16 protein-coding genes are annotated in these 24929 nt (G+C 69.1%); 12 read left to right on the forward strand and 4 right to left on the reverse strand.

Annotation, left to right across the window (positions count from 1 at the left end; translation table 11 throughout):
• The first annotated feature begins 20 nt into the window (after window positions 1-20).
• Complete coding sequence (locus tag ACFFQA_RS01675; RefSeq protein ID WP_377849715.1) at window positions 21-1295, forward strand: four-carbon acid sugar kinase family protein; 1275 nt, start codon at window positions 21-23, stop codon at window positions 1293-1295.
• On the forward strand, window positions 1292-2767 hold the full coding sequence (locus ACFFQA_RS01680) for an FGGY-family carbohydrate kinase (RefSeq protein WP_377849716.1): 1476 nt from the start codon (window positions 1292-1294) through the stop codon (window positions 2765-2767). The genes ACFFQA_RS01675 and ACFFQA_RS01680 overlap by 4 nt, the downstream gene beginning before the upstream one ends.
• Before the next feature lie 15 nt (window positions 2768-2782).
• On the opposite strand, the gene ACFFQA_RS01685 is transcribed toward ACFFQA_RS01680, so the two are convergent.
• Window positions 2783-4000, reverse strand: a complete 1218-nt coding sequence (locus ACFFQA_RS01685) for a DUF1906 domain-containing protein (protein WP_377849717.1) — start codon at window positions 3998-4000, stop codon at window positions 2783-2785.
• A gap of 256 nt (window positions 4001-4256) precedes the next feature.
• Between ACFFQA_RS01685 and ACFFQA_RS01690 the strand changes: the two genes are divergently transcribed.
• Window positions 4257-11495, forward strand: coding sequence for a COG1361 S-layer family protein (locus ACFFQA_RS01690; RefSeq protein WP_377849718.1), 7239 nt, complete (start codon window positions 4257-4259; stop codon window positions 11493-11495).
• Window positions 11496-11573: 78 nt separating this feature from the next.
• Entirely contained in the window at window positions 11574-11747 is a 174-nt protein-coding gene (locus ACFFQA_RS01695) for a hypothetical protein (RefSeq protein WP_377849719.1), read from the forward strand.
• A gap of 25 nt (window positions 11748-11772) precedes the next feature.
• Here ACFFQA_RS01695 and ACFFQA_RS01700 read toward each other — a convergent pair whose 3' ends face one another.
• A complete protein-coding gene (locus ACFFQA_RS01700; protein ID WP_377849720.1) occupies window positions 11773-12528 on the reverse strand; it encodes a MerR family transcriptional regulator in 756 nt (251 codons plus the stop codon).
• 90 nt (window positions 12529-12618) lie between these two features.
• Between ACFFQA_RS01700 and ACFFQA_RS01705 the strand changes: the two genes are divergently transcribed.
• The 7 genes from ACFFQA_RS01705 to ACFFQA_RS01735 all read left to right on the forward strand — a co-directional run bounded on the left by ACFFQA_RS01705 (window position 12619) and on the right by ACFFQA_RS01735 (window position 21192).
• Window positions 12619-13761 (forward strand): CaiB/BaiF CoA transferase family protein, encoded by a 1143-nt coding sequence (locus ACFFQA_RS01705; protein ID WP_377849721.1) that lies wholly within the window; start codon window positions 12619-12621, stop codon window positions 13759-13761.
• A 1-nt stretch (window position 13762) separates the two neighbouring features.
• Window positions 13763-14905, forward strand: coding sequence for an acyl-CoA dehydrogenase family protein (locus ACFFQA_RS01710; RefSeq protein WP_377849722.1), 1143 nt, complete (start codon window positions 13763-13765; stop codon window positions 14903-14905).
• 142 nt (window positions 14906-15047) lie between these two features.
• Window positions 15048-15908: an oxygenase MpaB family protein gene (locus ACFFQA_RS01715; protein ID WP_377849723.1), complete on the forward strand. Its 861-nt coding sequence runs from the start codon at window positions 15048-15050 to the stop codon at window positions 15906-15908.
• The gene (locus ACFFQA_RS01720; protein WP_377849724.1) at window positions 15898-16743 is read left to right on the forward strand and encodes an oxygenase MpaB family protein; all 846 of its coding nucleotides are present in this window, start codon (window positions 15898-15900) and stop codon (window positions 16741-16743) included. The genes ACFFQA_RS01715 and ACFFQA_RS01720 overlap by 11 nt, the downstream gene beginning before the upstream one ends.
• 129 nt (window positions 16744-16872) lie before the next feature.
• A complete protein-coding gene (locus ACFFQA_RS01725; RefSeq protein WP_377849725.1) occupies window positions 16873-18084 on the forward strand; it encodes an acetyl-CoA C-acetyltransferase in 1212 nt (403 codons plus the stop codon).
• Between the two features lie 21 nt (window positions 18085-18105).
• Window positions 18106-20268: a 3-hydroxyacyl-CoA dehydrogenase NAD-binding domain-containing protein gene (locus ACFFQA_RS01730; protein ID WP_377849726.1), complete on the forward strand. Its 2163-nt coding sequence runs from the start codon at window positions 18106-18108 to the stop codon at window positions 20266-20268.
• A 111-nt stretch (window positions 20269-20379) separates the two neighbouring features.
• Window positions 20380-21192: a glycoside hydrolase family 26 protein gene (locus ACFFQA_RS01735; protein ID WP_377849727.1), complete on the forward strand. Its 813-nt coding sequence runs from the start codon at window positions 20380-20382 to the stop codon at window positions 21190-21192.
• A gap of 347 nt (window positions 21193-21539) precedes the next feature.
• Here the strand turns inward: ACFFQA_RS01735 and ACFFQA_RS01740 are convergent, their stop codons facing one another.
• Together ACFFQA_RS01740 and ACFFQA_RS01745 are read right to left on the reverse strand one after the other, a co-directional pair.
• Complete coding sequence (locus tag ACFFQA_RS01740; RefSeq protein WP_377849728.1) at window positions 21540-22877, reverse strand: 6-phospho-beta-glucosidase; 1338 nt, start codon at window positions 22875-22877, stop codon at window positions 21540-21542.
• On the reverse strand, window positions 22874-23626 hold the full coding sequence (locus ACFFQA_RS01745) for a DeoR/GlpR family DNA-binding transcription regulator (protein ID WP_377849729.1): 753 nt from the start codon (window positions 23624-23626) through the stop codon (window positions 22874-22876). Before ACFFQA_RS01745 ends, ACFFQA_RS01740 begins: the two co-directional genes overlap by 4 nt.
• Before the next feature lie 175 nt (window positions 23627-23801).
• Here ACFFQA_RS01745 and ACFFQA_RS01750 point away from each other — a divergent pair, with 175 nt between their 5' ends.
• The gene (locus ACFFQA_RS01750) at window positions 23802-24929 is read left to right on the forward strand and encodes a carbohydrate kinase family protein (protein WP_377849730.1); all 1128 of its coding nucleotides are present in this window, start codon (window positions 23802-23804) and stop codon (window positions 24927-24929) included.

Consider the following 24929-nt stretch of genomic DNA (forward strand, 5'->3'; position numbering starts at 1 on the left):
GCCCATCGGCTGGAACGGTCTTGACTGCTGCCACTCATGACGTGTTCGCCGCCGAGGACGACCGCCGCCGGGTCGTCATCATCGACGACGACCCGACCGGGACCCACACGGCCTCCGACATCGACGTCGTCCTGCGACCGGACACCGCGGCCTTCGGAGCGTTCCTCCGCGGCCCGCGCAAGGCCGTGTTCGCGCTCTCCAACTCGCGGAGCCTGCCACGGGCCGCCGCCGTCGCGATGGTCGCGGGAATCGTCGAGCAGGCTCGAACAGCCGCCGGCGCCACCGGTGACGAGCTCGCCTTCCTGCTGCGCGGGGACTCCGCGCTGCGCGGGCACGTCTTCCCGGAGATGGAGGCCGTCCTCCAGAACACCTCGGGCCTGTTCGTCCCGGCGTTCCTGGAGCGCGGCCGGTTCACCAGGGACGGTGTGCACCACCTCAGCGTCGACGGGCGGGCCGTACCCGCCGCCGAGACGGAGTTCGCCCGCGACCGGCTCTTCGGCTTCCGCTCGCACCGGATCGCCGACTGGGTCGATGAGGTCACCAAGGGGCGGTGGCGGGCAAGGACGATCGCGCTGGACGAGCTGCGCGAGGGCGGCCCCCACGTCGTGCGCGACGCGTTGTTCGACGCCGGGCCGCACGAGGTGGTCGTGCCCGACGCCACCGAGTACTCCGACCTGGAGACGATCTCGGCCGGGCTGTTGGCCGCCGAACGCTCCGGCAAGTCCGTCGTGGTCCGCTGCGGGGTCTCCTTCGCCACCGTGCGGGCCGGGCTGCGTCAGCGCACCATCGACGACCGCAGGCTCAGCGGTCGGGGCAGGTTGCTGGTGGTCTGCGGGTCGGTGAGCGAGACGAGCACCCGGCAGGTGAGCGCGCTCGGCGAGCTGGCCGAGCGCCGGATCGAGATGTCCACCGACGCCGCGCTCGGCGGCTGCCCCGCCCTGGTCGGCGAGCTGACCACCCGGATCGGCGAGGAGCTGGCCACGCACGGGGTGGCGGTGCTGAGCACCGAACGCACCGCGCACCCCGGCCCGGACACGCCCGCCGTGCTGCTGGACGCGATCGCCGACGTCGTCTCGGCCGTCGCGCCCACAGTGGACAGTGTGATCGTCAAGGGCGGGATCACCTCGTCCAGGGTGGCGACGGACGGGTTCGGCGCGCGCCGCGCGACGGTGGCGGGGCAGCTGATGCCGGGCGTCCCGTTGTGGTTGCTGGAGAACCGGCCGTTCGTGGTCGTGCCTGGCTCGGTCGGCGAGGACGACGCGCTGCGCAGGCTCGTCACGGCGTTCTCCGGATGACCACCGCGGTGCGCCGGCTGCTCGCCGGGATCGACGTCGGCAGCGGCAACACCAAGGTCGGGCTGTTCGGTGTGGACGGGGTCCCGGTCGTGCGCCTGGTCCGGCCGACCCCGCGCGGCTCCGGCGGCCAGTACTACGACGCCGAGGGCATCGTCCAGCTCGTGCTCGACTGCCTCGCCGAGTGCGTCAGCGTCGCGGGCACGGCCCCGGAGGCGATCGGTGTCGCCAGCATGGCCGAGACCGGGGTCGCCCTGGACGCCGACCTGAAACCGTTGCACCCCATGCTGTCCTGGGCCGACGGCCGGGCCGCCGCGCAGACCGCGTGGCTGGACCGCGAGCTCGGCGCGGTGTCGCTGGCCACGACAACCGGGCTCCCGGTGCACGCGCGGCACCCGCTGCCGAAGTGGCTGTGGCTGCGGGAGCACGCGGCCGGTCTGCTCAGGAAGACCCGGTGCTGGGTCAGCGTCTCCGACCTGGTCGCGCTCGCGCTGACCGGCGAGCTCAGCACGAACGTCACCCTCGCCCAGCGCACGATGGCCTTCGACGTGCGCACCGGTGAGTTCGACTCGGACCTGCTCGCGCTCGCCGGGCTGCGCCGGTCCCAGCTGCCCGCCGTGCTCGCGCGCGGTGAGGTCACCGGCCAGGTCACCGAGTCCGTCGCCGTCGGCACCGGCCTGTTCGCGGGCACGCCGGTCGTCATCGCCGGTCATGACCACCTGGTGGGCGCCTACGCGGCCGGTGTGCGCGCGCCGGGGCAGTTCGCGGACTCCGCCGGTTCCACCGAGGCCCTGATCGCGGTCGCCGACCGGCTCGCCGATCCCTCCGCGCTGGTGGCCACCGGGACCAGCGCGGGCCGGTTCGTCGACGGCGCGCGCTGGTGCGTCATCGGCGAGCTGCCCAGCAGCACGGCGCTCGCGGAGTGGTTCGTGCGGCGGATGCTCGCCGACAGCGTGGGCCCCGACGCGGCGAAGCGGTTCTTCGACCTGCTCGGCGAGAGCAGCGAACGGCCGACGGGGATCGTCGTCGAGCCGTACCTGCACGGCTGCGCCGCGCCCCAGCCGAGGCCGCACCGCAGGCTGGCACTGCGCGGTGTGACCGACCGGCACAGCCTCGCCGACCTGGCAGCGGCGGTGCTGGAGGGCACCGCCTTCCACGCGCGCTGGGTGACCGAGGAGATCTCCGCGATCATCAACGTGCTGCCAGCGCGGGTGACCGTGCTCGGCGGCGGGCGGCTGCCCGGGTGGACGCAGATCAAGGCCGCCGTAAACCCGTGGCCGACCTCGACCGTCACCGGCGATCCCACGCTGATGGGCGCCGCGCTGCTCGCCGCGCCCGCCGCAGGGCTGGCGTCGGGGAACCCGGGCGTCGAGCGCACGGACGTCACCGCCGGCCCGGTGGTCTCCGCGCGCTACGAGGCGTTGTACCGCAGGCGGTTCCTGCCGGCGGGGGAGCAGTTCCCCGCGCGTCGCTGAGCGGCTGGCACCTGGTCAGGGGCCGCCGACGTCGAGGTGGTCGCAGTCGATGTTGATAGTGACGCCGTTGTACGTCTCGTCGTGGCCGCCGGTGTACTGCTTGATGCGCTGGCGGTTGGCCCACAGGTGATCCGGGATCGCCCTGTCCGAGGTGGTCGGGATGTTGTCCCACCGCGCGAGCCAGATGTGGTCGGGGAGCAACGGGCTGTCGTAGGCGTTGGCCAGCGCCCGTACTCCGGTCGCAACGCTGCTGTAGACCCCGGAGAGGAAGCCCAGCTCGCGCACGCGGGCCGTCCAGTTGTCGAGGAAGGTCAGCACGATCTCACGACACTCCACATTGGACGAGTCGTAGCTCTCCATGTCGTTGTAGATCGTGGTTCCCGGTGCGAGTCCGAGCTCGGTCGCGCGCACCACCGCGTCGTCGGCGGCACCCCTGCCCTGTGCGCCGGAGAGCTCCGGGTCGATCCGGTTGCGGTAGGTGGTGCACGGCGCCTGGTGACCGACGTAGATCGGGACCAGCCGCCAGCCCTGCGCGATCTGCTCGGCGACCCAGTCCGCGGTGAGGTTGCGCTGTGAGCAGGCTCTGCTGATCCCGCCGATGTAGATCCCGATCGCGCGGTAGGGCGAGCCTAACCACGCCCGCATGGCTTCCGAGGACGGAGCGGTGCACGTGTCGAAACCCGCGCCTCGGTAGATGCCGGGGACAACCGCTCGCGGGGCTGCCGCCCGCGGGCGGGCGACGGCGTCCGTGGTGGACACCTGGGCTTCCGGCGTGATGCGGCCGGTGTCGAGGATGCGGCGGATCTGGTCGTTGTTCTCGCCGGTGCTCGCCGTGACGAGCACTCCGGCGGCGCTGACCACCATGGCGAACTCGTGGTCGGGTGTGTCCGGCAGCTCGGTCGGTCTGGCCACATAGGACGGTAGCCGGGTGACCACCGCCGTGGTGGGCTTGGCGTTCTCCACCGGCTCCAGTACGAGTGCGTCCGTCTTGCCGACGGCGGTCGAGGGGCAGTGCTGGTCGTCGTCGGGGTGACCCAGGTAGACCACGTGCCGGTCGAACCGGACGCACGCGTGCGGGGCGTGGTCGAGGTCGAGGACCTCCCAGGTGGCGGGGACGTCGAGCTGGTAGCCCCGGTAGGTGATGGTCTTGGTGTCGTCCGCGGTCGCTGTGCCCGGTGCCAGCAGCGCGGTGGCGAGGACCGAGCCGGTCAGCAAGGCGTGGCGGTGGTGCATCGTCGAACCCCCGGAACGTGTGGGTCTCCGAGAGCCGACCTTGGCACCGAGAACGGAATACCGCTTTTCGGCGATGCCGATTGCACACCTCCGAGTGAGGGTGCGTATTCCGGTTCGGCGTGGCGATCTTCGGCGGTGCGTGACGATGTCCAGGAGTGTGTCCCCCATCTGAGGTATTTCCTCGATTTCACCGGGTTGCTCCTGGTCAGGGCGTGTCTATTTGCTCTTGTTCGGAGCCATCGGAAAGGGCAGAGGAATGTTGAAGCCGTTGTCGCTGCGCGGATTCTTTCGTGCCGCGCAGCCCGTGCTGGCCGCGGTGCTCACGATTTCCCTGCTGACCCCGACGGTGGCGGCCGCCGTGCCGAGGGAGCATCGCGGACGCGGCGCGACCACCTCAGCGGCTCCTGCGCCGACCACGGCTCAGGCGACAGCTCAGGCCACCTCTCCGGTCGCTTCCCCGGCCGCGCCGACGCCCCGGGCCGCCACATCTCCGCCGGCGCCTGTTCCCGCTGCCGTGCCGCAGCCGCAGCCGCGTGGCCTGGGAACGGAACGGCAGATCGGTCCGGAGCCGGTGTACTCCGGCCTGGCCCACGGCGCGATCACCATGGCGTCGAACTCCGTGGTCCGCTGCGGGGCGGCGAACTGCACCGACAGCAGCAGCAACGGGGAGACGGCGACCTGGGTCAAGATCGATCCCGCCGCGCCGGGAAACACCGCCTCCAGCGCGCGGATCACGCTGCCCAGCGGCTCCGACGTGCTCTCCGCGCGGTTGTACTGGCAGCTCAACCCGGTTGCCAGCCGCGGGACCTCCGGTGACGCGACCAAGGCGAACCAGGTCGCCATCAAGGTTCCCGGCAGCTCGACCTACCAGCGGCTGACCGCGGACACCTACGACTGGTTCGACGCGCTCGGCACCCCGGGCACACCGACGATCACCGCGCACGCGGGGGCGAAGGACGTCACCGCCCTGGTGCGCCAGGCGGGGTCCGGTGACTACACCGTCGCCGACCTCCAGGCGTGCCAGGGTCTTTCGATCAGCACGTCGTCGAACCTCGGGTGCTGGGGCGGCTGGTCGCTGGTCGTCGCCTACGAGAACCCGGCGGAGCCGTTGCGCTACCTCCAGGTCTGGGACGGCTACCAGAAGGTGTCCGGGAACAACGCGGTCACCGTCAACCTCACCGGCATCAAGACCGTCAGCACCCGCACCCCGAACGCCACTCTCGGGATCACCGCCGGTGACGGTGACGCCAACATCGACAGGGACTACCTCCAGATCGGCAAGGACGCGTCCTCGTTGCAGACGCTGCCGATGCCCGCGCCCGCGATCGCGGGCTCCAACCAGCCCAACGCCTTCAGCAGCCGCATCGACCTCGTCACCGCGTCCGGTGCCGGTACCAACATCACCAGCAGGAATCCCGCCCCGGTCAACAACTTCGGCTACGACGCCCGCACGGTCGACGTCACCGGCAAGGTTCCCGCGGGTACCGACAGGCTCCAGTTGAAGATCGGCACCAACGGCGACGCGATCTACCCGCAGACCGTGTGGCTGATGACCGATGCCCGCGAGCCGGACCTCCACATCACCAAGGCCAACGACCCGATCGGCACCACCAACGACAACCCGCCGGGCTGGGTGGTCAAGGGCGGTGAGATCACCTACACCCTGGACGTCACCAACAAGCGGTCCGACGGGACCGTCAACGACCTGGACACCGCGACGAACATCTCGGTCACTGACAAGCTGCCGACCGGTCTGTCCTATGTGGCCGGATCGGGACCCGGCTGTTCGGCGAGCGGCCAGAACGTCACGTGTGCGGTGCGGAACCTGGAGCCTGGCGCGAGCGCGCGGATCACGTTCCGGGTCAAGGTCGCCGAGTCCGTCGCAGATGGCACCAAGCTCGACAACACCGCGCAGCTGACCTTCAAGGGGCTGGAAACCGGGCGCTCGCAGGAGCGCGAGAGCAACACCGTGCGAAACACGGTGACCTCGCCGCGCTACGAGCTGGTCAAGTCCGTGGACAAGGCCGAGGCGCTGCCCGGCGAGACACTGACCTACACGGTCGGTATCCGCAATACGGGAACCGTTGCGGCACCGGGGATCGTGGTGACGGACACGCTTCCGCCGGGAACCAGCTACGTGTCCTCGGCGCCCTCGCAGGGCACTGTCTCCGGCACGGGGCCGCTCGTGTGGAACGCGGGTGACCTCGCGATCGGTGGTTCCGCGAGCCTTCAGGTCAAGGTGTTGGTCGGTGAGGACGCCATCGGCAAGACTCTCGTCAACCGGGCCAAGGGGACCGAAGGGCCGCCCGGAATCGTGCCGCCGGACAACCGCTGTTCCGATGACGACGCGGCGGCGTGTGCGACCACACAGGTACCCGCGCCGAGCTACACCGTGAACAAGAGCGTGGACAAGAGTGAGGCCAAGCCAGGCGAGAAGGTCGTCTACACGCTCACGGTGCGCAACACCGGTCGAGTCACGGCCAAGGACCTGACGGTCGTTGACGATCTGTCCAAGGTGCTGGACGACGCGGACTACAACGCGGACGTGGCTGCTTCTGTTGGTGCTGCGACGTATGCCGCTCCACGACTGACATGGGTCGGGACCCTGTCGGCGCAGGGCACCGCAACCATCACGTACTCGGTGACCGTGAAGTCGCCGAACACCGGAGACCACAAGCTGGTCAACGCGGTGTCTTCGGAGACCCCCGGCGGCAACTGTCCGCCTGGTTCCACCGACCCCGCGTGCTCGCAGACGACGCTCGTTCCCGGCATGTCCATCGAGAAGACCGTGGACAAGAAGTCGGCCAGTCCCGGTGACAAGGTCACCTATACCGTGACCGTGACCAACACCGGGCAAACGACCCTGGTCGGAGCGTCCTTTGTGGACGATATGACGAAGGTTCTCGACGACGCCACGTACAACGCGGACGCCAAGGCGTCGGTCGGTACCACGACGTATGCCGCTCCTCGGCTGACGTGGTCGGGTGACCTCAAGGTGGGCGAGTCCGCCACGGTCACGTACTCGGTGACAGTGCGCAAGCCCAACACCGGGGACAACAAGCTGATCAACCTCGTCAGTTCGGAGACTCCTGGGAACACGTGTCCACCGGGCTCCACCAGTCCTAGCTGTACTACCACCACGCCCGTCTCCGGATTCCGCATCGAGAAGAAGTCCGACCCCGCGCAGGTGAACCCCGGCGGCACGGTGACCTACACCGTGACGGTCAGCAACACGGGGCAGACGGACCTGCCTGGCGCGTCCTTTGTGGACGACCTTTCGAAGGTGCTCGACGACGCCACGTACAACGCGGACGCCGTCGCCTCCGCTGGCACAGTGGCGTACGCGGCTCCTCGGTTGACGTGGACCGGTGATCTCGCTGTCGGTGCGTCGGCGACGGTCAAGTACTCCGTCCGAGTCAACGATCCGGTCAAGGGGGACCACAAGCTCGTCAACGCGGTCAGTTCGGAGACGCCTGGCGGCAACTGTCCTCCGGGGTCGTCGGATCCGAAGTGTTCGACGACGACGCCGGTCTCGGGTGTGGACCTCCGCAAGGAGGTCGACAAGCAGTCGGCCAATCCTGGCGACAAGGTCACGTACACGGTCACCATGACCAACACAGGTCAGACTGTGCTCGTCGGAGCGACCTTCACCGACGATCTCACCCAGGTTCTCGATGATGCGGTGTACAACGCGGACGCGGCTGCTTCCGTTGGTGCGGTGGTGTACGCGGCTCCTCGGTTGACGTGGACCGGTGATCTCGCTGTCGGTGCGTCGGCGACGGTCAAGTACTCCGTGACTGTGCGCAAGCCCAACACCGGCGACAACAAGCTGATCAACGCGGTCAGCTCGGAGACGCCCGGCAACAACTGCAAGCCTTCGTGCACCACGACGACCCCCGTGTCCGGTCTGCTGATCGTGAAGAAGGCCGACCGGGATCAGGTGGTGCCCGGTGACAAGGTCACGTACACGGTGACGGTCACCAACACGGGCCAAACCGCACTTCCCGGAGCGACCTTCACCGACGATCTCACCCAGGTTCTCGATGATGCGGTGTACAACGCCGACGCGGCTGCTTCCGTTGGTGCGGTGGTGTATGCGGCTCCTCGGTTGACGTGGACCGGTGACCTGGCCGTTGGTGCTGTGGCCACAGTGAAGTACTCGGTCACCGTCCGGAACCCGAACACTGGGGACAAGAAGCTCAACAACACGGTCACCTCGGACACGCCGGGCGGCAACTGCCCGCCTGGCTCGACGGATCCCAACTGCACGTCGCAGGTGCCCGGGCCGGAGCTGACCGTCAAGAAGCTTGCGGACAAGCAGACCGCGAACCCAGGTGACAAGGTCACCTACACGGTGACGGTGACCAACACGGGGCAGACCGAGCTTCCCGCAGCATCCTTTGTGGACGATCTGACCGAAGTCCTGGACGATGCCGCGTACAACGAGGACGCCTCGGCTTCGGTCGGTGCCGCGGTGTTCACGACCCCTCGGTTGACGTGGACCGGCAACCTCCCGATCGGTGCTTCTGCCACGGTGAAGTACTCCGTGACGGTTCGGAACCCGATCACCGGTGATCACCGCATGCGCAACACGGTCAGCACGAGCACGCCAGGGAACTGCCCGCCGGGCTCGCAGGACCCTGACTGCTCCACGGAGACCCCGCTCCCCGGGCTCGCCGTCAAGAAGGCAGTCGACAAGCAGTCCGCGAATCCTGGTGACAAGGTCACGTACACGGTGACGGTGACCAACACGGGCCGGACGGAGCTGAAGGGGGCGACGTTCACCGATGACCTGTCGAAGGTCCTGGATGACGCCGTCTACAACGCCGACGCCGCAGCGACGGTGGGCTCGGTGTCGTACACGCCGCCGCGCTTGACGTGGACCGGTGATCTGGCGATCGGTGTGACCGCGACGATCACGTATTCGGTCACGGTGAAGTCGCCGAACACCGGGGACAACGAACTGGTGAACGTAGTCAGCTCGGAAACGCCGGGTGGGAACTGCCCTCCGGGGTCGAAGGATCCGAAGTGTTCGACGACGACGCCGGTGTCCGGTGTGGACGTTCGCAAGGAAGTTGACCGGCAGTCGGCCAATCCTGGTGACAAGGTCACGTACACGGTGACGGTGACCAACACCGGGCAGACCGAACTCAAGGGGGCGACGTTCACCGACGACCTGTCGAAGGTCTTGGACGACGCTGCCTACAACGCGGATGTGTCCGCCTCCGTTGGTGCTGCGACGTATGCGGAACCGCGCTTGACGTGGACGGGTGATCTGGCGATCGGTGTGACCGCGACGATCAGGTACTCGGTCACGGTGAAGTCGCCGAACACTGGGGACAACAAGCTGATCAACGTCGTCACGTCCAGTGGGAACTGCCCGCCCGGGTCGAAGGATCCGAAGTGTTCGACGACGACGCCAGTGTCCGGTGTGGACGTTCGCAAGGAAGTTGACCGGCAGTCCGCGAATCCTGGCGACAAGGTCACGTACACGGTGACGGTGACCAACACCGGGCAGACCGAACTCAAGGGGGCGACGTTCACCGACGACCTGTCGAAGGTCTTGGACGACGCTGCCTACAACGCGGATGTGTCCGCCTCCGTTGGTGCTGCGACGTATGCGGAACCGCGCTTGACGTGGACGGGTGATCTGGCGATCGGTGCTGTGGCGACGGTCAAGTACTCGGTGACTGTGCGCAAGCCCAACACCGGGGACAACAAGCTGATCAACGTCGTCACGTCCAGTGGGAACTGCCCGCCCGGGTCGAAGGACCCGAAGTGCGGGACTACCACGCCCGTCTCCGGACTGAAGATCGTCAAGAAGGCGGCGCCCGCCACGGTCAAGCCCGGCGACCAGGTCACGTACACGGTCACGGTGACCAACACCGGTCAGACACCGCAGATCGGCGCGTCCTTTGTGGATGATCTGAGCAAGGTGCTCGACGACGCGGTGTACAACGCCGACGCCAAGGCCACCGTCGGCTCTGTCGCCTACGCTCCGCCGAAGCTGACGTGGACCGGCGACCTCCAGCCCGGTGACACCGCGACAGTCACCTACTCGGTTCGAGTGCAGGATCCGATCACCGGCGATCGCAAGCTCGTCAACGCGGTCAGCTCCGAGACGCCGGGCGGCAACTGCCCGCCGGGATCGACCGATCCGAGCTGCACGACCACCACCCCGCTCCCCGGCCTGTCGATCGTCAAGACCTCCAGTTCCCAGACGGCGAGTCCCGGGGAGCAGGTCACCTACACCGTCGTGGTCACCAACACGGGCCAGACGGAACTGAAGGGAGCCACGTTCACCGACGACCTGTCGAAGGTCCTGGACGACGCGAAGTACAACGCGGACGCGACGGCTTCCCTCGGTGTCGTGACGTACTCGGCGCCTCGCCTGACGTGGGTCGGTGACCTGGCGATCGGTGCTTCGGCCACGGTGACCTACTCCGTCACCGTCAACAAGCCCGCCACCGGGGACAACAAGCTGATCAATGTGGTCAGTTCCGAGACGCCGGGCGGGAACTGTCCCCCCGGCTCGACGGATCCCAAGTGCGGTACGACCACGAACGTTCCTGGCGTCGCCATCAAGAAGGTCGTGGACAAGCAGGTCGCGAACCCCGGCGACAAGGTCACGTACACGGTGACGGTGACCAACACGGGCCAGACGGACCTGAAGGGCGCGACGTTCACCGACGACCTGTCGAAGGTCTTGGACGACGCGGTCTACAACGCGGATGTGTCCGCTTCTGTTGGTGCTGCGACCTATGCGGAGCCGCGCCTGACGTGGACGGGTGACCTGAAGATCGGTGAGACGGCCACGGTCACGTACTCGGTGACTGTGCGCAAGCCCAACAAGGGCGACCACCAGCTCGGCAACGTGGTCAGTTCGACAACTCCAGGTGGGAACTGTCCGCCGGGTTCCACCGACCCGAACTGCGCTACCAGCACCGTCGTGCCGGGTGTCCGGATCGTCAAGAACGCCGGATCCGCCAATGTCGCGCCGGGTGGAAAGGTGGTCTACACGGTCACGGTCACCAATACCGGTGCGGCACCGCTGACCAAGGTGTCCTTTGTGGACGACCTGACGGGAGTCCTCGACGATGCGGAGTACAACGGTGACGGGAAGGCCACGACCGGCTCGGTCACCTATGCGGCGCCGAAGCTGACCTGGACCGGGGACCTCGCGGTCGGCGGGACGGCGACGATCACGTACTCGGTGACCGTCAACGACCCGGCCACGGGTGATCGCAAGCTCCGCAACACGGTCACCTCCGACACGCCGGGCGGCAACTGCCAGCCCGGTGACGAGGACCCGAAGTGCGCGACGGAGACCCCGGTCGAGCCGAAGCCGCCGGTTCCCCCGGTGCCACCGACCGGGACCAAGCCGCCGTTGGCGAGCACCGGAGCGTCGGTGTCGCCGCTCGCCGGAGTGGGGCTGATGCTGCTCGCGTCGGGCCTGGTGCTCCTGTTGATCTCCCGTCGGCGCAAGGAAACCTGATACGGCTGGTGCGGTGTTCGGAGGAACTGAGCCTCTGCGGCGGTTGCTGTCTTCTCCTTGCCATGCAAGGGGGATGCCATGAGGAACCCGGTCGCCTCAGTGCTGGTGCTCTACGTGGGGCTGCCCCCTCGGGGCGTGCTACGGGGCACGCGCGACCGGGTTGACGGAATACCGCCCTTGGACGTCGCGGTGGGGCGGTCGTCGGTGCTGTCCGCCGTCGTGATCGCGTCCGTTCTGATGTGGACGGTCTGATGTGGACGGTCTGGTGCGGCAAGCGTCAGGTGCGTCGTTCCACCGGCGCCGCTGAGGAGTCCGCTCCGGAGACCTTGCGGCGCAGGGTGTGGTTGACCGCGCGCTCGAAGCCGCTCACCAGCGCCTGGATCGTCACCGGCTTCAGCTTGTCCATGATCTGCCGGACCCGCTCGCGTTCCTCCGCCGGGCGGCCCTGCTCCACGTAGGGGCGCAACACGTTGTCCGCGAACAGCTCCTGGAGCTCGGCGGCCATCGCCACCACGTGCCGCTCCACGATCTTCTTCGCCGCCGCGAGCATCTCCGGCGGCATGCCGAGGTCGATGATCTCCAGGCCGTTGGTCAGCAGCGTGGGGTTGAGCAACGCGAACCCGGTGCCGCCGGTCCGCTCCAGCACGCCGAGGGAGATCAGCTGCTCGATGGTCCGCTCGTCGAGCTGGCGGCCCGCCCGGCGGCTGAGCTCGTGCGGCTCGACCTCCTCGCGGATCTCGGCCACCCACGGGGTGAGCAGCGCGCGCTGCAACGCCAGCTCCTCGACGGAGGCGTCCTCCGGGATGCGCTGGAGGTGCCGCTCGACGGCGGCGAGGGTGAAGCCCAGCGCCTGGAGCTCGCGGATCAGCTCCAGCCGGGCCAGGTGCACCGCGCCGTAGAGCCCGACCCGGCCGCGCAGCCTGGGCGGCGGCAGCAGGGAGCGGCCCGCGTAGAAGCGCACGGTGCGCACCGTGACGCCGGCCCGTGCGGCCAGCTCGTCGACGGTGTACTCGGCCTCTGCTGCCTGGGTCATCTCAGCGCATCTCTCCTTGACTGATGTGACACCAGGACTGTAACACTAGCCACGTCCAGGTCGTCGCGGAGAGACGAAGAGGTGAAGGCCGTGCCGGGTCCGCTCGCCGGGATCAGGGTGCTCGAACTGGCGGGGCTGGGACCGGCGCCGTTCTGCGGCATGCTGCTCGCCGACCTCGGCGCGGAGGTGGTCCGAGTCGACCGCCCCGGCGGCGGTGGGTTGCTGCCGAGGGACAAGCACGACGTGCTCGGCAGGGGCCGCCGCGAGGTGGTCGTCGATCTCAAGCACGAACGCGGCCCGGAGGTGGTGCTGCGCCTGGCCGAGCAGGCGGACGTGCTGATCGAGGGCTTCCGGCCGGGTGTCGCCGAACGGCTCGGCATCGGCCCGGAGCAGTGCATGGCCCGCAACCCCGAGCTCGTGTACGGGCGGATGACCGGGTGGGGGCAGGACGGTCCGCTCGCCAGGTCGGCGGGCCACGACATCGACTACATCGCGATCACCGGCGCGCTGCACGCCTTCGGGCGCGCGGGAGGGCCGCCGCAGGTGCCGATGAACCTCGTCGGCGACTTCGGCGGTGGCGCGATGTACCTCGCGGTCGGCGTGCTCTCCGCGGTGATCCAGGCCGGGCGCACGGGGCGGGGACAGGTCGTCGACGCTTCGATCGTCGACGGCACGGCGCACCTGAGCGCGATGATCTACGGCATGGTCGCGGCGGGCGGCTGGCGGGACCGGCGCGGTGTGAACCTGCTCGACACCGGCGCCCCGTTCTACGACGTCTACGAGACCTCCGACGGTCATCACATGGCGGTCGGCGCGTTGGAGCCGCAGTTCTACGCCGAGTTCACGCGGTTGCTGGACGCTGGGGAACTGCCCGACCGCGACGATCCCGCCACCTGGCCGGAGTTGCGGCGGCGCATCGCGCAGACCTTCGCCGGCCGGACCCGCGATGAGTGGACCGAGGTCTTCGGCGACAGTGACGCCTGCGTCGCCCCGGTGCTCGGGATGACCGAGGCCGCGACGCATCCGCACAACGTGGCGCGGGGGACCTTCGTCGCGCCGGGCGGGGTGGTCCAGCCCGCGCCCGCGCCGCGCTTCTCCGCCACTCCGGCTCCCGAGGTCGGTGCGCCGTCCGCGCCGGGCAGCCACACCAGGGCCGTGCTCACCGAGTGGGGTCTGTCCGATGTGGACGAACTGATCGAGTCCGGTGCCGCGCACCAGAATGGGGAGGGCTGACATGCAGCGCGAGCTGTTCACCGCCGACCACGACGCGTTCCGTGAGGCCGCGCGCACCTTCGTCGCCAAGGAGATCGCGCCCTTCCACGCCCAGTGGGAGGCCGACGGCATCGTCAGCAGGGAGGTGTGGACCAAGGCGGGCGCGCAGGGGCTGCTCGGCATGGACGTGCCGGAGGAGTACGGCGGCGGCGGGGTCGACGACTACCGCTACCAGGCGATCCTGGACGAGGAGCTGGTCAGGGCCTCGGCGAGCGGCATCGGTTTCCCGGTGCACAACGACATCATCGCGCCGTACCTGCTCAAGCTCGCCACCGAGGAGCAGAAGCGCAGATGGCTGCCGGGCTTCTGCTCCGGGGAGCTGGTGACGGCCATCGCGATGACCGAACCCGGTGTCGGCTCGGACCTCCAGGGCATCACCACGACGGCGGTCCGCGACGGCGACGACTACGTGCTCAACGGCTCGAAGACCTTCATCTCCAACGGAATCCACGCGGACCTGGTGATCGTGGTCGCGCGCACCGACCAGGACGCGGGGCACCAGGGCATCAGCCTGCTCGTGGTGGAGCGCGGCATGCCCGGGTTCGAGCGCGGCCGCAACCTCGACAAGATCGGGCTCAAGGCGCAGGACACCGCGGAGCTGTTCTTCTCCGACGTGCGCGTTCCCGCCGCGAACCTGTTGGGACAGGAGGGGATGGGCTTCATCTACCTGATGCAGAACCTGCCCCGTGAGCGCTTGTCCATCGCGGTTGCCGCCGTGGCCGCCGCGGAGAACGTGCTGGAGCTGACCAAGCAGTACTGCTTGGAGCGCAAGGCTTTCGGCCGCCCGATCAGCAAGTTCCAGAACACCCGCTTCGAGCTGGCCGAGATGGCGACCGAGGTGCAGGTCGCGCGCGTCTTCGCCGACCGCTGCATCACCGAGCACCTCGCGGACAAGCTCACCGTCGAGCACGCGGCGATGGCGAAGTGGTGGACCACCGAGCTCCAGGTGAAGGTCGTCGACCGGTGCCTGCAGCTGCACGGCGGCTACGGCTACATGACGGAGTACCCGATCGCGAAGGCCTACCTGGACTCCCGGGTGCAGACTATCTACGGCGGGACGACCGAGATCATGAAGGAAATCGTAGGCAGGTCAATGGGTCTCTAGGCAGGTCTGATTTTTCGGCCATTCGCGGGCTTATGGACGTGTTCACCGGCTGAGAAGGGTCCATAAGCCCGCGAATGGCCATGAGGCGTCCCCGGAGTTGCGGACCGGACTTCTGAGCGGGTGCGTAGGTATTGGAGGCGCGGTGGATCCCTTCGGGCGGTTCGACCGGTTGCGGCGAATCGAGCGGCTGGACCCGGAAAGACACCATCTCCTGATCTACCGCGTCTCCGCGGGCCTTGAGCTGCCGTGGGACTACACGCGGGCCTTGGAAGTCGCACTGTTCCGCACGTTCTGCGTGCCCAGCATCTCGCGGTTGCTCGACAGGACCCGTGAGTTCGCCGACCGCCCACAACGCCGCTACGACGACACGCGCGTGCTCATGGGAGAGCTCGCGCTGCACGGGTACGACTCGGCACGCGGCAAGGTCGCGCTGCGGACGATGAACCGGCTGCACGGGCGCTTCGACATCAGCAACGACGACATGCTCTACGTGCTCTCGACGTTCGTCTACGAGCCGGTTCGGTGGATCGCCAAGTACGGCTGGCGTCCGCTGTCCGAGCACGAGCGGATCGCGGGATACGTGTTCTACCGCGAGGTGGGGCGGCGCATGGGGATCAAGGACATTCCCCCGAGCTACGAGGCGTTCGAGCGGTTCAACGTCGACTTCGAGCGGGACAGCTGTGAATACCACCGCAGCAACGAGGCCGTGGGGCGGTCGACGCTGGAGATGTTCTGCGGATGGTTCCCGCCGCCGATGCGCGCCGCGGCCGAACAGGGTGTGCTGGCCGTGCTCGACGAGTCGTCCCGCAAGGCGTTCGGCTTCCCCGAGCCCTCTTCTCGCACGCAGCGAGTCGTGGACGGCCTCCTGCGGGTCCACGGCCTCGTCGAGCGGTGGTCGCCGCGCCGGTACGTCAACCGCCTGGAACGCGGGACGGTCAACCGGACGTACCCTGGCTACCCCAACGGGTATCGATTGGAGGACGTCGGCGCGCATGGCGGTTGACCCCGGCCTGTTCGGCCCGAACTCGGTGACCTGGAACCTGCACGGCGACCCCGCGATGTGGCTCGGCGGCATCGGCAGCCTGTTCCTCCAGGCCCTGCACCCGCGAGCGGTCGCGGGCATCGTGCAGAACTCGATCTTCCGGTCGGATCCGCTCGGGCGGCTCGAACGGACCGCGAGCTTCGTCTCGCTCTCGACGTACGGCACGCACGAGCAGGTGCACGCGGCGGCCGCCCACGTCCGCCGGGTGCACAGCGCGTTGAAGGGCCGTGACCAGGACACCGGCGAGCGGTTCCCGGTGGACGACCCGGAGCTGCTGCTGTGGGTGCACTGCGCGGAGGTGGCGTCGTTCGCGTCGGTGACCGTGCGTGCGGGCTTCCCGGCAACGCGAGCCCACCTGGACCGGTACTTCCTGGAGCAGCGGCGCTCCGCCGAGCTCGTGGGCCTGTCGGCGCGGGACGTCCCGGGTTCGGTGGGGGAGATGGCGGACTACTTCACCGCGATGAAGCCCCAGCTGCGGTGCACGCCGGACGCGGACATCGTCTACGAGTTCCTGCACCTCCCGCCGATGCCGCGGTGGTTGCGCCTGCCCGTGCGCCACGGCTACCAGCCGCTCGGACACCTGTCGTACTCGTTGCTGCCGGACTGGGCGATCCGGCTCTACGACCGCCCCGCGTACTCGGAGGAGCGCGCCACCTCCAGGGCTCGCACGTTCCGCGACGTGGCGCTGCTGATCCCGAAGAGGCTGCGCTGGTCGGTCCCGTCCAGCCACGCCCTCGCGGCGGTGCGGCGACTGGGTCGCGCCGCCACCCCTTCTCCTGCGTTGTTGCCGCGGTAGTGGTGTGGTTGGGGCCACATGTGGGGACTGGCGTTGACCTATGTGACAGCACTGGTGTAACACTTGCGGTGAGCTTGTTACGCGCCGGTAGCGATTCGAGGCTCGCGAGCGAGAAGGGCACGGCCGAAGATGTCTGAAGCGTTCATTTACGACGCGATCCGAACCCCGAGGGGCCGCGGCAAGCGCACTGGGTCGCTGCACGAAGTCAAGCCGATCTCGCTCGTCGTGGGCCTGATCGACGAGCTGCGCCGCCGCCACCCCACCCTGGACCCGCAGCGGATCGAGGACGTCGTGCTCGGCGTCGTCTCGCCGGTCGGCGACCAGGGCGCGGTGATCGCCAAGACCGCTGCGCTCGCCGCCGGGCTGCCAGACACCGTCGCCGGTGTGCAGCTCAACCGGTTCTGCGCCTCCGGCCTTGAGGCGGTCAACACCGCCGCGCAGAAGGTGCGCTCCGGCTGGGAGGACCTGGTCATCGCGGGCGGTGTCGAGTCGATGTCGCGGGTGCCGATGGGCTCCGACGGCGGCGCGTGGGCCATGGACCCGGAAACCAGCTACGGCACCGGTTTCGTGCCGCAGGGCATCGGCGCCGACCTGATCGCCACGCTCGGCGGGTGGGACCGTGAGGCGGTGGACGCCTACGCCGTGGAGTCCCAGGTGCGCGCGGGCAAGGCGTGGACCAACGGCTACTTCAACCGCTCCGTGGTCCCGGTGCGCGACCGCAACGGTCTCGTGGTGCTCGATCGCGACGAGCAGGTCCGCCCCGACAGCACCGTGGAGAGCCTCGGCGCGCTCAAGCCCTCCTTCGCCACGATGGGCGAGATGGGCGGCTTCGACGCGGTGGCGCTGCAGAAGTACCACTGGGTCGAGCGCATCGACCACGTGCACACGGCAGGGAACTCCTCCGGCATCGTGGACGGTGCGGCCCTCGTGCTCATCGGCAGCGAGCAGGTCGGCAAGGACCTCGGCCTGACCCCGCGCGCCCGCGTGGTGGCCACCGCGCTCTCCGGCGCCGATCCCACGATCATGCTGACCGGACCCGCGCCCGCCACCCGCAAGGCGCTGGCCAAGGCCGGGCTGACCATCGACGACATCGACCTCATCGAGATGAACGAGGCGTTCGCGGCCGTGGTGCTGCGGTTCATGCAGGACATGGGCGTCTCGCACGACAAGGTCAACGTCAACGGCGGGGCCATCGCCATGGGCCACCCGCTCGGCGCGACCGGTGCGATGATCACCGGAACGCTGCTGGACGAGCTGGAGCGCCGCGAGGCGCGCTACGGCCTCGCCACCCTCTGCATCGGCGGCGGCATGGGCATCGCCACGATCATCGAGCGCGTCTGAATCCCGGGAGCGAGACGGACAATGACTGAGACCATTCGCTGGGAGTCCGGTGAGGACGGCATCGTCGTGCTCACCCTCGACGACCCGGAGCAGCAGGCCAACACGATGAACGAGCGCTACCAGCGCTCCATGGCCGAGACCGTCGAGCGGCTGCACGCCGAGCGCGAGAACATCACCGGCGTCATCCTCACCTCGGCCAAGAAGACCTTCTTCGCGGGCGGCGACCTCAAGGACCTCAGCCGCATCTACCCCGAGCACGCGCAGCAGGCGTTCGACGCGGCGCAGGGCGTGAAGGGCGCGCTGCGCAAGCTGGAGACGCTCGGCCGCCCGGTCGTGGCCGCGCTCAACGGCGCCGCGCTCGGCGGCGGCCTGGAGATCGCGCTGGCCACCCACCACCGCATCGCGCTGAACAACCCCAAGGCGCGCTTCGGCCTGCCCGAGGTCACCCTCGGCCTGCTGCCCGGCGGCGGCGGTGTCGTGCGCACCGTGCGGATGCTCGGCATCGTGGACGCGTTGATGCGGGTCCTGTTGCAGGGCAAGCAGATGCGCGCGCAGGAGGCCAAGGAGCTCGGCCTGATCGACGAGATCGTGGACACGCCGGAGGAGATGCTCTCCCGCGCCCGCGAGTGGATCAAGGCCAACCCGGAGGCGGTCCAGCCCTGGGACGTCAAGGGCTACAAGATCCCCGGCGGCACGCCGTCCAACCCGAAGTTCGCGGCGAACCTGCCCGCCTTCCCCGCCAACCTGCGCAAGCAGCTCAAGGGCGCGCCGATGCCCGCGCCGCGCAACATCCTGGCGGCGGCGGTGGAGGGCGCGCAGGTCGACTTCGACACCGCGCTGACCATCGAGACCCGTTACTTCGTCGACCTGGCGACCGGTCAGGTCGCGAAGAACATGATCAAGGCGTTCTTCTTCGACCTCCAGCACGCCAACTCCGGTGGCAGCAGGCCGAAGGACGTCCCCGCGTGGAAGGCGACCAAGGTCGCGGTGCTCGGCGCGGGCATGATGGGCGCCGGGATCGCCCACGTGTGCGCGAAGGCGGGCATGGAGGTCGTGCTCAAGGACGTCTCCGTGGAGAGCGCGGAGAAGGGCAAGGCCTACTCGCGCACGATCCTGGACAAGGCCGTCGCACGTGGACGGTCCACAGAGGACGCCCGGGACGAGGTGCTCGCCAGGATCACGCCCACCGCCGACGTCGCCGACCTCGACGGCTGCGACCTGGTGATCGAGGCGGTCTTCGAGAACACCGCGCTCAAGCACCAGGTCTTCGGCGAGATCCAGGACGTGGTCGCGCCGCACGCGCTGCTGGCGTCCAACACCTCGACGCTGCCGATCACCGGGCTGGCCGAGGGGGTCAAGCGCCGTGAGGACTTCGTCGGCCTGCACTTCTTCTCGCCGGTGGACAAGATGCCGCTGGTGGAGATCATCGCGGGCGAGCAGACCTCGGACGAGGCGCTGGCCCGCGCGGTCGACGTGGTGCGGCAGATCCGCAAGACGCCGATCGTGGTCAACGACAGCCGCGGCTTCTTCACCAGCCGGGTGATCGGCACCTTCCTCAACGAGGGCGTGGCCATGCTGGCGGAGGGCATCAGCCCGTCCACCATCGAGCAGGTCTCCTCGCAGGCGGGCTACCCCGCGCCGGTGCTGCAGCTGATGGACGAGCTGACGCTGACCCTGCCGCGCAAGATCCGCAACGAGACCAAGCAGGCGGTCATCGACGCGGGCGGCACCTGGACCGCGCACCCCGGCGAGGACGTCATCGACCGCATGGTCGAGGAGTTCGGCCGCGAGGGCCGCTCGGCAGGGGCCGGGTTCTACGAGTACGCCGACGGCAAGCGGGTCCGCCTCTGGCCGGGCCTGGCGGAGGCGTTCCCGGTGCGGCACACCGACGACGTGGCCTTCGAGGACCTGGTGGAGCGGCTGCTGTTCATCGAGGCCCTGGAGACGGTGCGCTGCGTGGAGGAGGGCGTGATCACCTCGGTTCCGGACGCGAACATCGGTTCGATCATGGGCATCGGCTTCCCGCCGTGGACCGGTGGGGTGCTGCAGTACATCAACGGCTACGCGGGCGGCCCCAAGGGCTTCCTGGCGCGGGCAGAGGAGCTGGCCGAGCGCTACGGCGAACGCTTCACCCCGCCCGCCCTGTTGCGCGCCAAGGCCGACGCGGGCGAGATCTTCGAGTAGCTTGCGTCTCGCTTGGGGAGCCCCCGGTCCACGCGGCTGGGGGCTCCTCGCTGTTCAAGGTTTGCGAAGGCGGCTTCCCCCGGCGGGGTGTTCGCAGCAGGGTCCGGCCGCATGAGATCCGTCGCGCTCGCGCTGTCCCTGTCCCTGCCCCTGTTCGGCGCCTCGCTCTGGCCTGTCGACGGCGAGACCAAAGAGCAGGCGCTTGCCCGCAGCGACAGCACTTATGGCCGCCTGCCGGTGCTGCGCTCGTTCCACCCCGGCCTGCCACAGGCGTGGGAGAAGGACCCGTACGCCCGCGCCGGGCGGGACATGGTGGTCTCGTTCAAGGAGAAGCCACTGGAGATCCTGTCGGGCAAGCACGACAAGTTCTTCTCCGACTGGTTCGCCGCCGCGCCGAAGGACCGGACCACCTGGTGGTCGTACTTCCACGAGCCCGAGGACAACATCGAGCGCGGCGAGTTCACCGCTGCGGACTACCGCGCGGCCTTCACCCACCTGGACGGCTTGGCGGACAAGGTGGGCAACCCCCGTCTGCGGACGACCCTGATCCTGATGGACTGGTCACTGGACCCGCGGTCGAAGCGCGACTGGCGCGACTACTACCCGGGCAAGGACGTGGTCGACGTGCAGGCGTGGGACATGTACGACTTCCTGGAGAACGGCAAGTACCTGTCGATGGAGGAGTACGAGCGCCGGAAGCCGACCCGTGCCGTGACCGCGGCCGAGGGCAACGAGTACGCGATCGCGGAGTTCGGGGGAGCGATCCCGGAAGGCCGGCCGCAGTGGCTGGCCGACGTGGCCGCGTGGGCCCGCGCGAACGACGCGGTGTTCGTGACGTACTTCGACTCCGTGGTCAAGGGCGACTGGCGGCTGAAGGACAAGCCCTCGCAGGACGCGTGGCGCGCCGTGGTCAGCGGGAGCTAGCGCCTGCCCCGCAACGCGTCCCGTTTCCCCCGAGTTGGCGATCCGCCCCGTTTCCCCTCTGCCGCGCTGCCGCCCCGTCTCCCCTCGGCCGCGCTGCCGTCCCGTTCCCTCTGCCTCGCTCCGGTCCCGTGCTGCGCACGCCGGCCGACGTGGTCGAGGTTTCGCGTTTTGTCACCTTGTTGCGCGAGAGAGCGCTCCCATTTCGCGTTAAGTGCCCAAAACGCGAAAAGAGGGGGGTGACTGAGGCGGTGAGGCCGGAGGCTCCGTCTCGTGTCCGTAATGGGAGATAGGCACGAGACGGGGAGTTTTGGCTCCGTGACGACTCGGTCGCCTCGCCGCGAGAGCGGTTAGGGGTTGAGGTCGGCCAGGGCGGGGAAGGCGGCGATGTAGCCGTCCAGGATGCGCTCCGCCGCCGCGACCGAGTCGACCAGTGGGTGGGTGCCGAGGGCGAGCAGGGCGTGGTCGCGGCTGCGGGTGGTCGCAGCCGTGATCGCCGCGCGCTCGCAGGACTTCACGCGGCGCATCAGGCCGAGGCCGTGCTCCGCCAACGGGTCCGTCGCGATCGGGCGCGGGCCGTTGCCGTCCACCACGCACGGGACCTCCACCACCGCGTCGGCGTCCATGCCCGGCACCGCTGCGCGGTTGCGCACGTTGAGGATCAGCGTCGCCGGGCGGTTGTCCGCGATCGAGGTCATCAGCTGCAGCGCCACCTGTTCGTAGCCGCCGCCGTCCATGTCGCAGGCGTCGCGCTCGCCGACGTCGGCCACGGCGCGACCCTCCGCCATGTAGGTGTTCTCCCGTTCCTGGCGCACCGCTTCCCACAGCTCCAGGGCATCGGGCGCGGAGAGCACCTTCGAGTAGAACTGATCCTGTTGTGCCAGAAGGAACTCGCCGCGGGTGGTCTCCTGGTGGCGCACCTCCGCCAGCGTTTCGCGGGCGAAGTAGTAGTAGTGCAGGTACTCGTTGGGGATCGCGCCGAGAGTCCGCAGCCAGCTGGCACCGAAGAGCTTGCCCTCCTCGAAGGAGGTCAGGGCGGCCGGGTCGGCGAACAGCGACGGCAGGCGGTCGTGGCCGTTGACCCGCACCGCGCGCAGCCAGCCGAGGTGGTTCAGACCCACGTAGTCGAAGCCCGCGCGCTCCAGCGGCACTCCCAACGCGTTCGCCACCCGGCGGCACAGGCCGACCGGGGAGTCGCAGATGCCCACGACGCGGTCGCCGAGCACGGCCGACATCGCCTCGGTCACCATGCCCGCCGGGTTGGTGAAGTTGATCAGCCAGGCGTCCGGGGCGAGCTTGTCCACTGTGGACGCGATGTCCATGGCGACCGGGATCGTCCTCAGCGCGTAGCAGATTCCGCCCGCGCCAACGGTCTCCTGGCCGAGGATGCCTTCGCCGAGCGCCACCCGCTCGTCCAGGGTGCGCCCGCGCAGGCCGCCGACGCGGATCGCGGAGAACACCACGTCCGCCCCGCGCACGGCCTCCTCCAGCGAGGTCGTGGTGCGCAGCCGGGGCCGCCATGCCGCGCCCGCCGCCTGGCGGTCGAGCACCGCGGTGATCGCCTTGAGGCGCAACGGGTCCACGTCGTGCAGGACCAGCTCGTCGACCAGCCGGTCCGGATCGCCGAGCAGGCTCGAATGCACCAGCGGGACCCGGAACCCGCCCCCGCCGAGAATGACCAGTCTCATGCGCGCACTACCTCCACACCCGCTTCGGTCATCGTGTTCAGCGTCCGCTCGCAAGCCCCGGAGTTGGTGACCAGCACGTCCACCTCGTCCGGCCCGCAGACCCTGGCCAGCCCACCGCCGGGGAACTTCGCGGTGTCGGCCAGCAGCACCACCTGGTCGGCCGCCGCGAGCATCGCCCGCTTCTGCGGCACCTCCACCACCGTGTCGTCCATGACCGAGCCGTCCACGCGCACCCCCGCGGTGCCCATGAACAGCCGGTTCGCCCGCACCTGGCGCAGCGCGTCCTCGGTGAGGAAGCCGACCATCGACCGGTAGTTCCGCCGCACCACGCCGCCGAGCAGGATCAGCTGCACCGCGTGGTCACCGGCCAGCTCCTCGTAGACCGCGAGGTTGCTCGTCATCACCGTCACCGGCCGCCCGTGCAGGTGCGCGGCCATGCGGTGGGTGGTGGTGCCGATGTCCAGCAGCAGCACCTCGCCGTCCTCGACCAGCGCGGCCGCCGCCTTCGCCACCGCGTCCTTGTCCGCGATGTCCTCGCCCGCGGCGAAGTCGAACGGCGGCTCCGCGTCCGGGCTGATCATCGCGCCGCCGTGCACCCTGGTCAGCACGCCGTCGCGCTCCAGGCAGATCAGGTCGCGGCGGATCGTCGCCGGGCTGGCGTCCAGCAGCTCCGCGAGTGTGGTGACGGTGGCCGAACCGTCCCGCGCGAGGCAGCGCAGGATCTCCGAGTGACGCCGCTGGGGGAGCACGAGATGGACAGTATCAGTCATAAGCAATCAACACTGTTCATCAATATGAGCGTTTGACGGGTTCTGCGCACTCGACGGTCCAGTATGTCCAGCGAGTGTCAAATGGCATGCTCATGTCTTGTCACATATCTGCACGCGGGTGCAGACTCCACGAATTCCCAGGGGAGGAGTGTCGGTGGATCATCAGCCGCCCCATGGCCCACACGACGAACGCCACGATCATGACCACGTCGAGATCGAGGTCGACCTCGACGCGGGCGCCCAGTTCCCCGGCGAACCCCCCGCCCTGGACGTGCTGCTGTCCGGCACGGTCTTCCTGGACATCATCTTCACCGGGCTGCCGCACCTGCCGGAGACCGGAACCGAGATCTGGTCGAGCGGCTTGGGCTCCAGCCCCGGTGGCATCGCCAACCTCGCGGTCGCGCTGAGCAGGCTGCAGATGCGCACCGGCCTCGCGGCCACCTTCGGCGAGGACGTCTACGGCGACTTCTGCTGGGACGTGCTCGCCAACCAGGAGAAGGTCGACCTGACCCACTCCCGCCGCTTCTACGGCTGGCACTCCCCGCTGACGGTCTCCATGGCGGTCAACCGCGACCGCAGCATGGTCACCCACGGCCATCCCGCGCCGATCAGCGCGGACGAGCTGCTCAGCCCGCCGCCGCGCACCCGCGCCTGCTTCGTGCACGTGGACCTGCACAGCGACAACTGGGTCCGGCAGGCCAAGCAGGACGGTTCGCTGCTGTTCGCCGACGTCGGCTGGGACCCCAGCGAGAAGTGGGCGCCCGCGATGCTGCGCGAGCTGCTCGACGGCTACGACGTGTTCCTGCCGAACTCCGTCGAGGCCACCCGCTACACCCGCACCGACGACCCGAAGGCCGCCGCCCGCGCGCTCTCCGACATCGTGCCCGTCGTCGTGGTGACCAGAGGCGGAGACGGCGCGGTCGCCGTGGACTCGCGCACCGGTGAGGAGGCCGAGGTCCGCGGGCTCAGCGTCAACGCGCTCGACCCCACCGGGGCCGGTGACGTCTTCGGCGCCGGCTTCGTGTTCGGCACGCTGGCCGGATGGCCGCTGGCCGACCGGGTGCACTTCGCCAACCTCTGCGCCGCGTTGTCCGTGCAGCACTTCGGCGGGTCGTTGTCCGCACCCGGCTGGTGCGACATCGCCGCGTGGTGGCGGGCGCTGAGCTGCCGCCCCGACGACGGCCTGCGGGGCTACCACTTCCTCGACGACCTGCTGCCCAGCCACGGCTGCTCCACGGTGCGCAGGGCCAGCGCGACCATCGGACTGCGCGGCAATCCCTGA

The sequence above is a fragment of the Allokutzneria oryzae genome, assembly GCF_042429765.1.
In the GTDB taxonomy this organism is placed as follows: domain Bacteria; phylum Actinomycetota; class Actinomycetes; order Mycobacteriales; family Pseudonocardiaceae; genus Allokutzneria; species Allokutzneria oryzae.

Coding starts and splice junctions, on each gene's coding strand:
- ACFFQA_RS01740 (WP_377849728.1), bottom strand. CDS start 22,877: ATGAGACTGGTCATTCTCGGCGGGGGCGGGTTCCGGGTCCCGCTGGTG.
- ACFFQA_RS01710 (WP_377849722.1), top strand. CDS start 13,763: ATGCAGCGCGAGCTGTTCACCGCCGACCACGACGCGTTCCGTGAGGCC.
- ACFFQA_RS01695 (WP_377849719.1), top strand. CDS start 11,574: ATGAGGAACCCGGTCGCCTCAGTGCTGGTGCTCTACGTGGGGCTGCCC.
- ACFFQA_RS01730 (WP_377849726.1), top strand. CDS start 18,106: ATGACTGAGACCATTCGCTGGGAGTCCGGTGAGGACGGCATCGTCGTG.
- ACFFQA_RS01690 (WP_377849718.1), top strand. CDS start 4,257: ATGTTGAAGCCGTTGTCGCTGCGCGGATTCTTTCGTGCCGCGCAGCCC.
- ACFFQA_RS01725 (WP_377849725.1), top strand. CDS start 16,873: ATGTCTGAAGCGTTCATTTACGACGCGATCCGAACCCCGAGGGGCCGC.
- ACFFQA_RS01700 (WP_377849720.1), bottom strand. CDS start 12,528: ATGACCCAGGCAGCAGAGGCCGAGTACACCGTCGACGAGCTGGCCGCA.
- ACFFQA_RS01720 (WP_377849724.1), top strand. CDS start 15,898: ATGGCGGTTGACCCCGGCCTGTTCGGCCCGAACTCGGTGACCTGGAAC.
- ACFFQA_RS01680 (WP_377849716.1), top strand. CDS start 1,292: ATGACCACCGCGGTGCGCCGGCTGCTCGCCGGGATCGACGTCGGCAGC.
- ACFFQA_RS01685 (WP_377849717.1), bottom strand. CDS start 4,000: ATGCACCACCGCCACGCCTTGCTGACCGGCTCGGTCCTCGCCACCGCG.
- ACFFQA_RS01735 (WP_377849727.1), top strand. CDS start 20,380: ATGAGATCCGTCGCGCTCGCGCTGTCCCTGTCCCTGCCCCTGTTCGGC.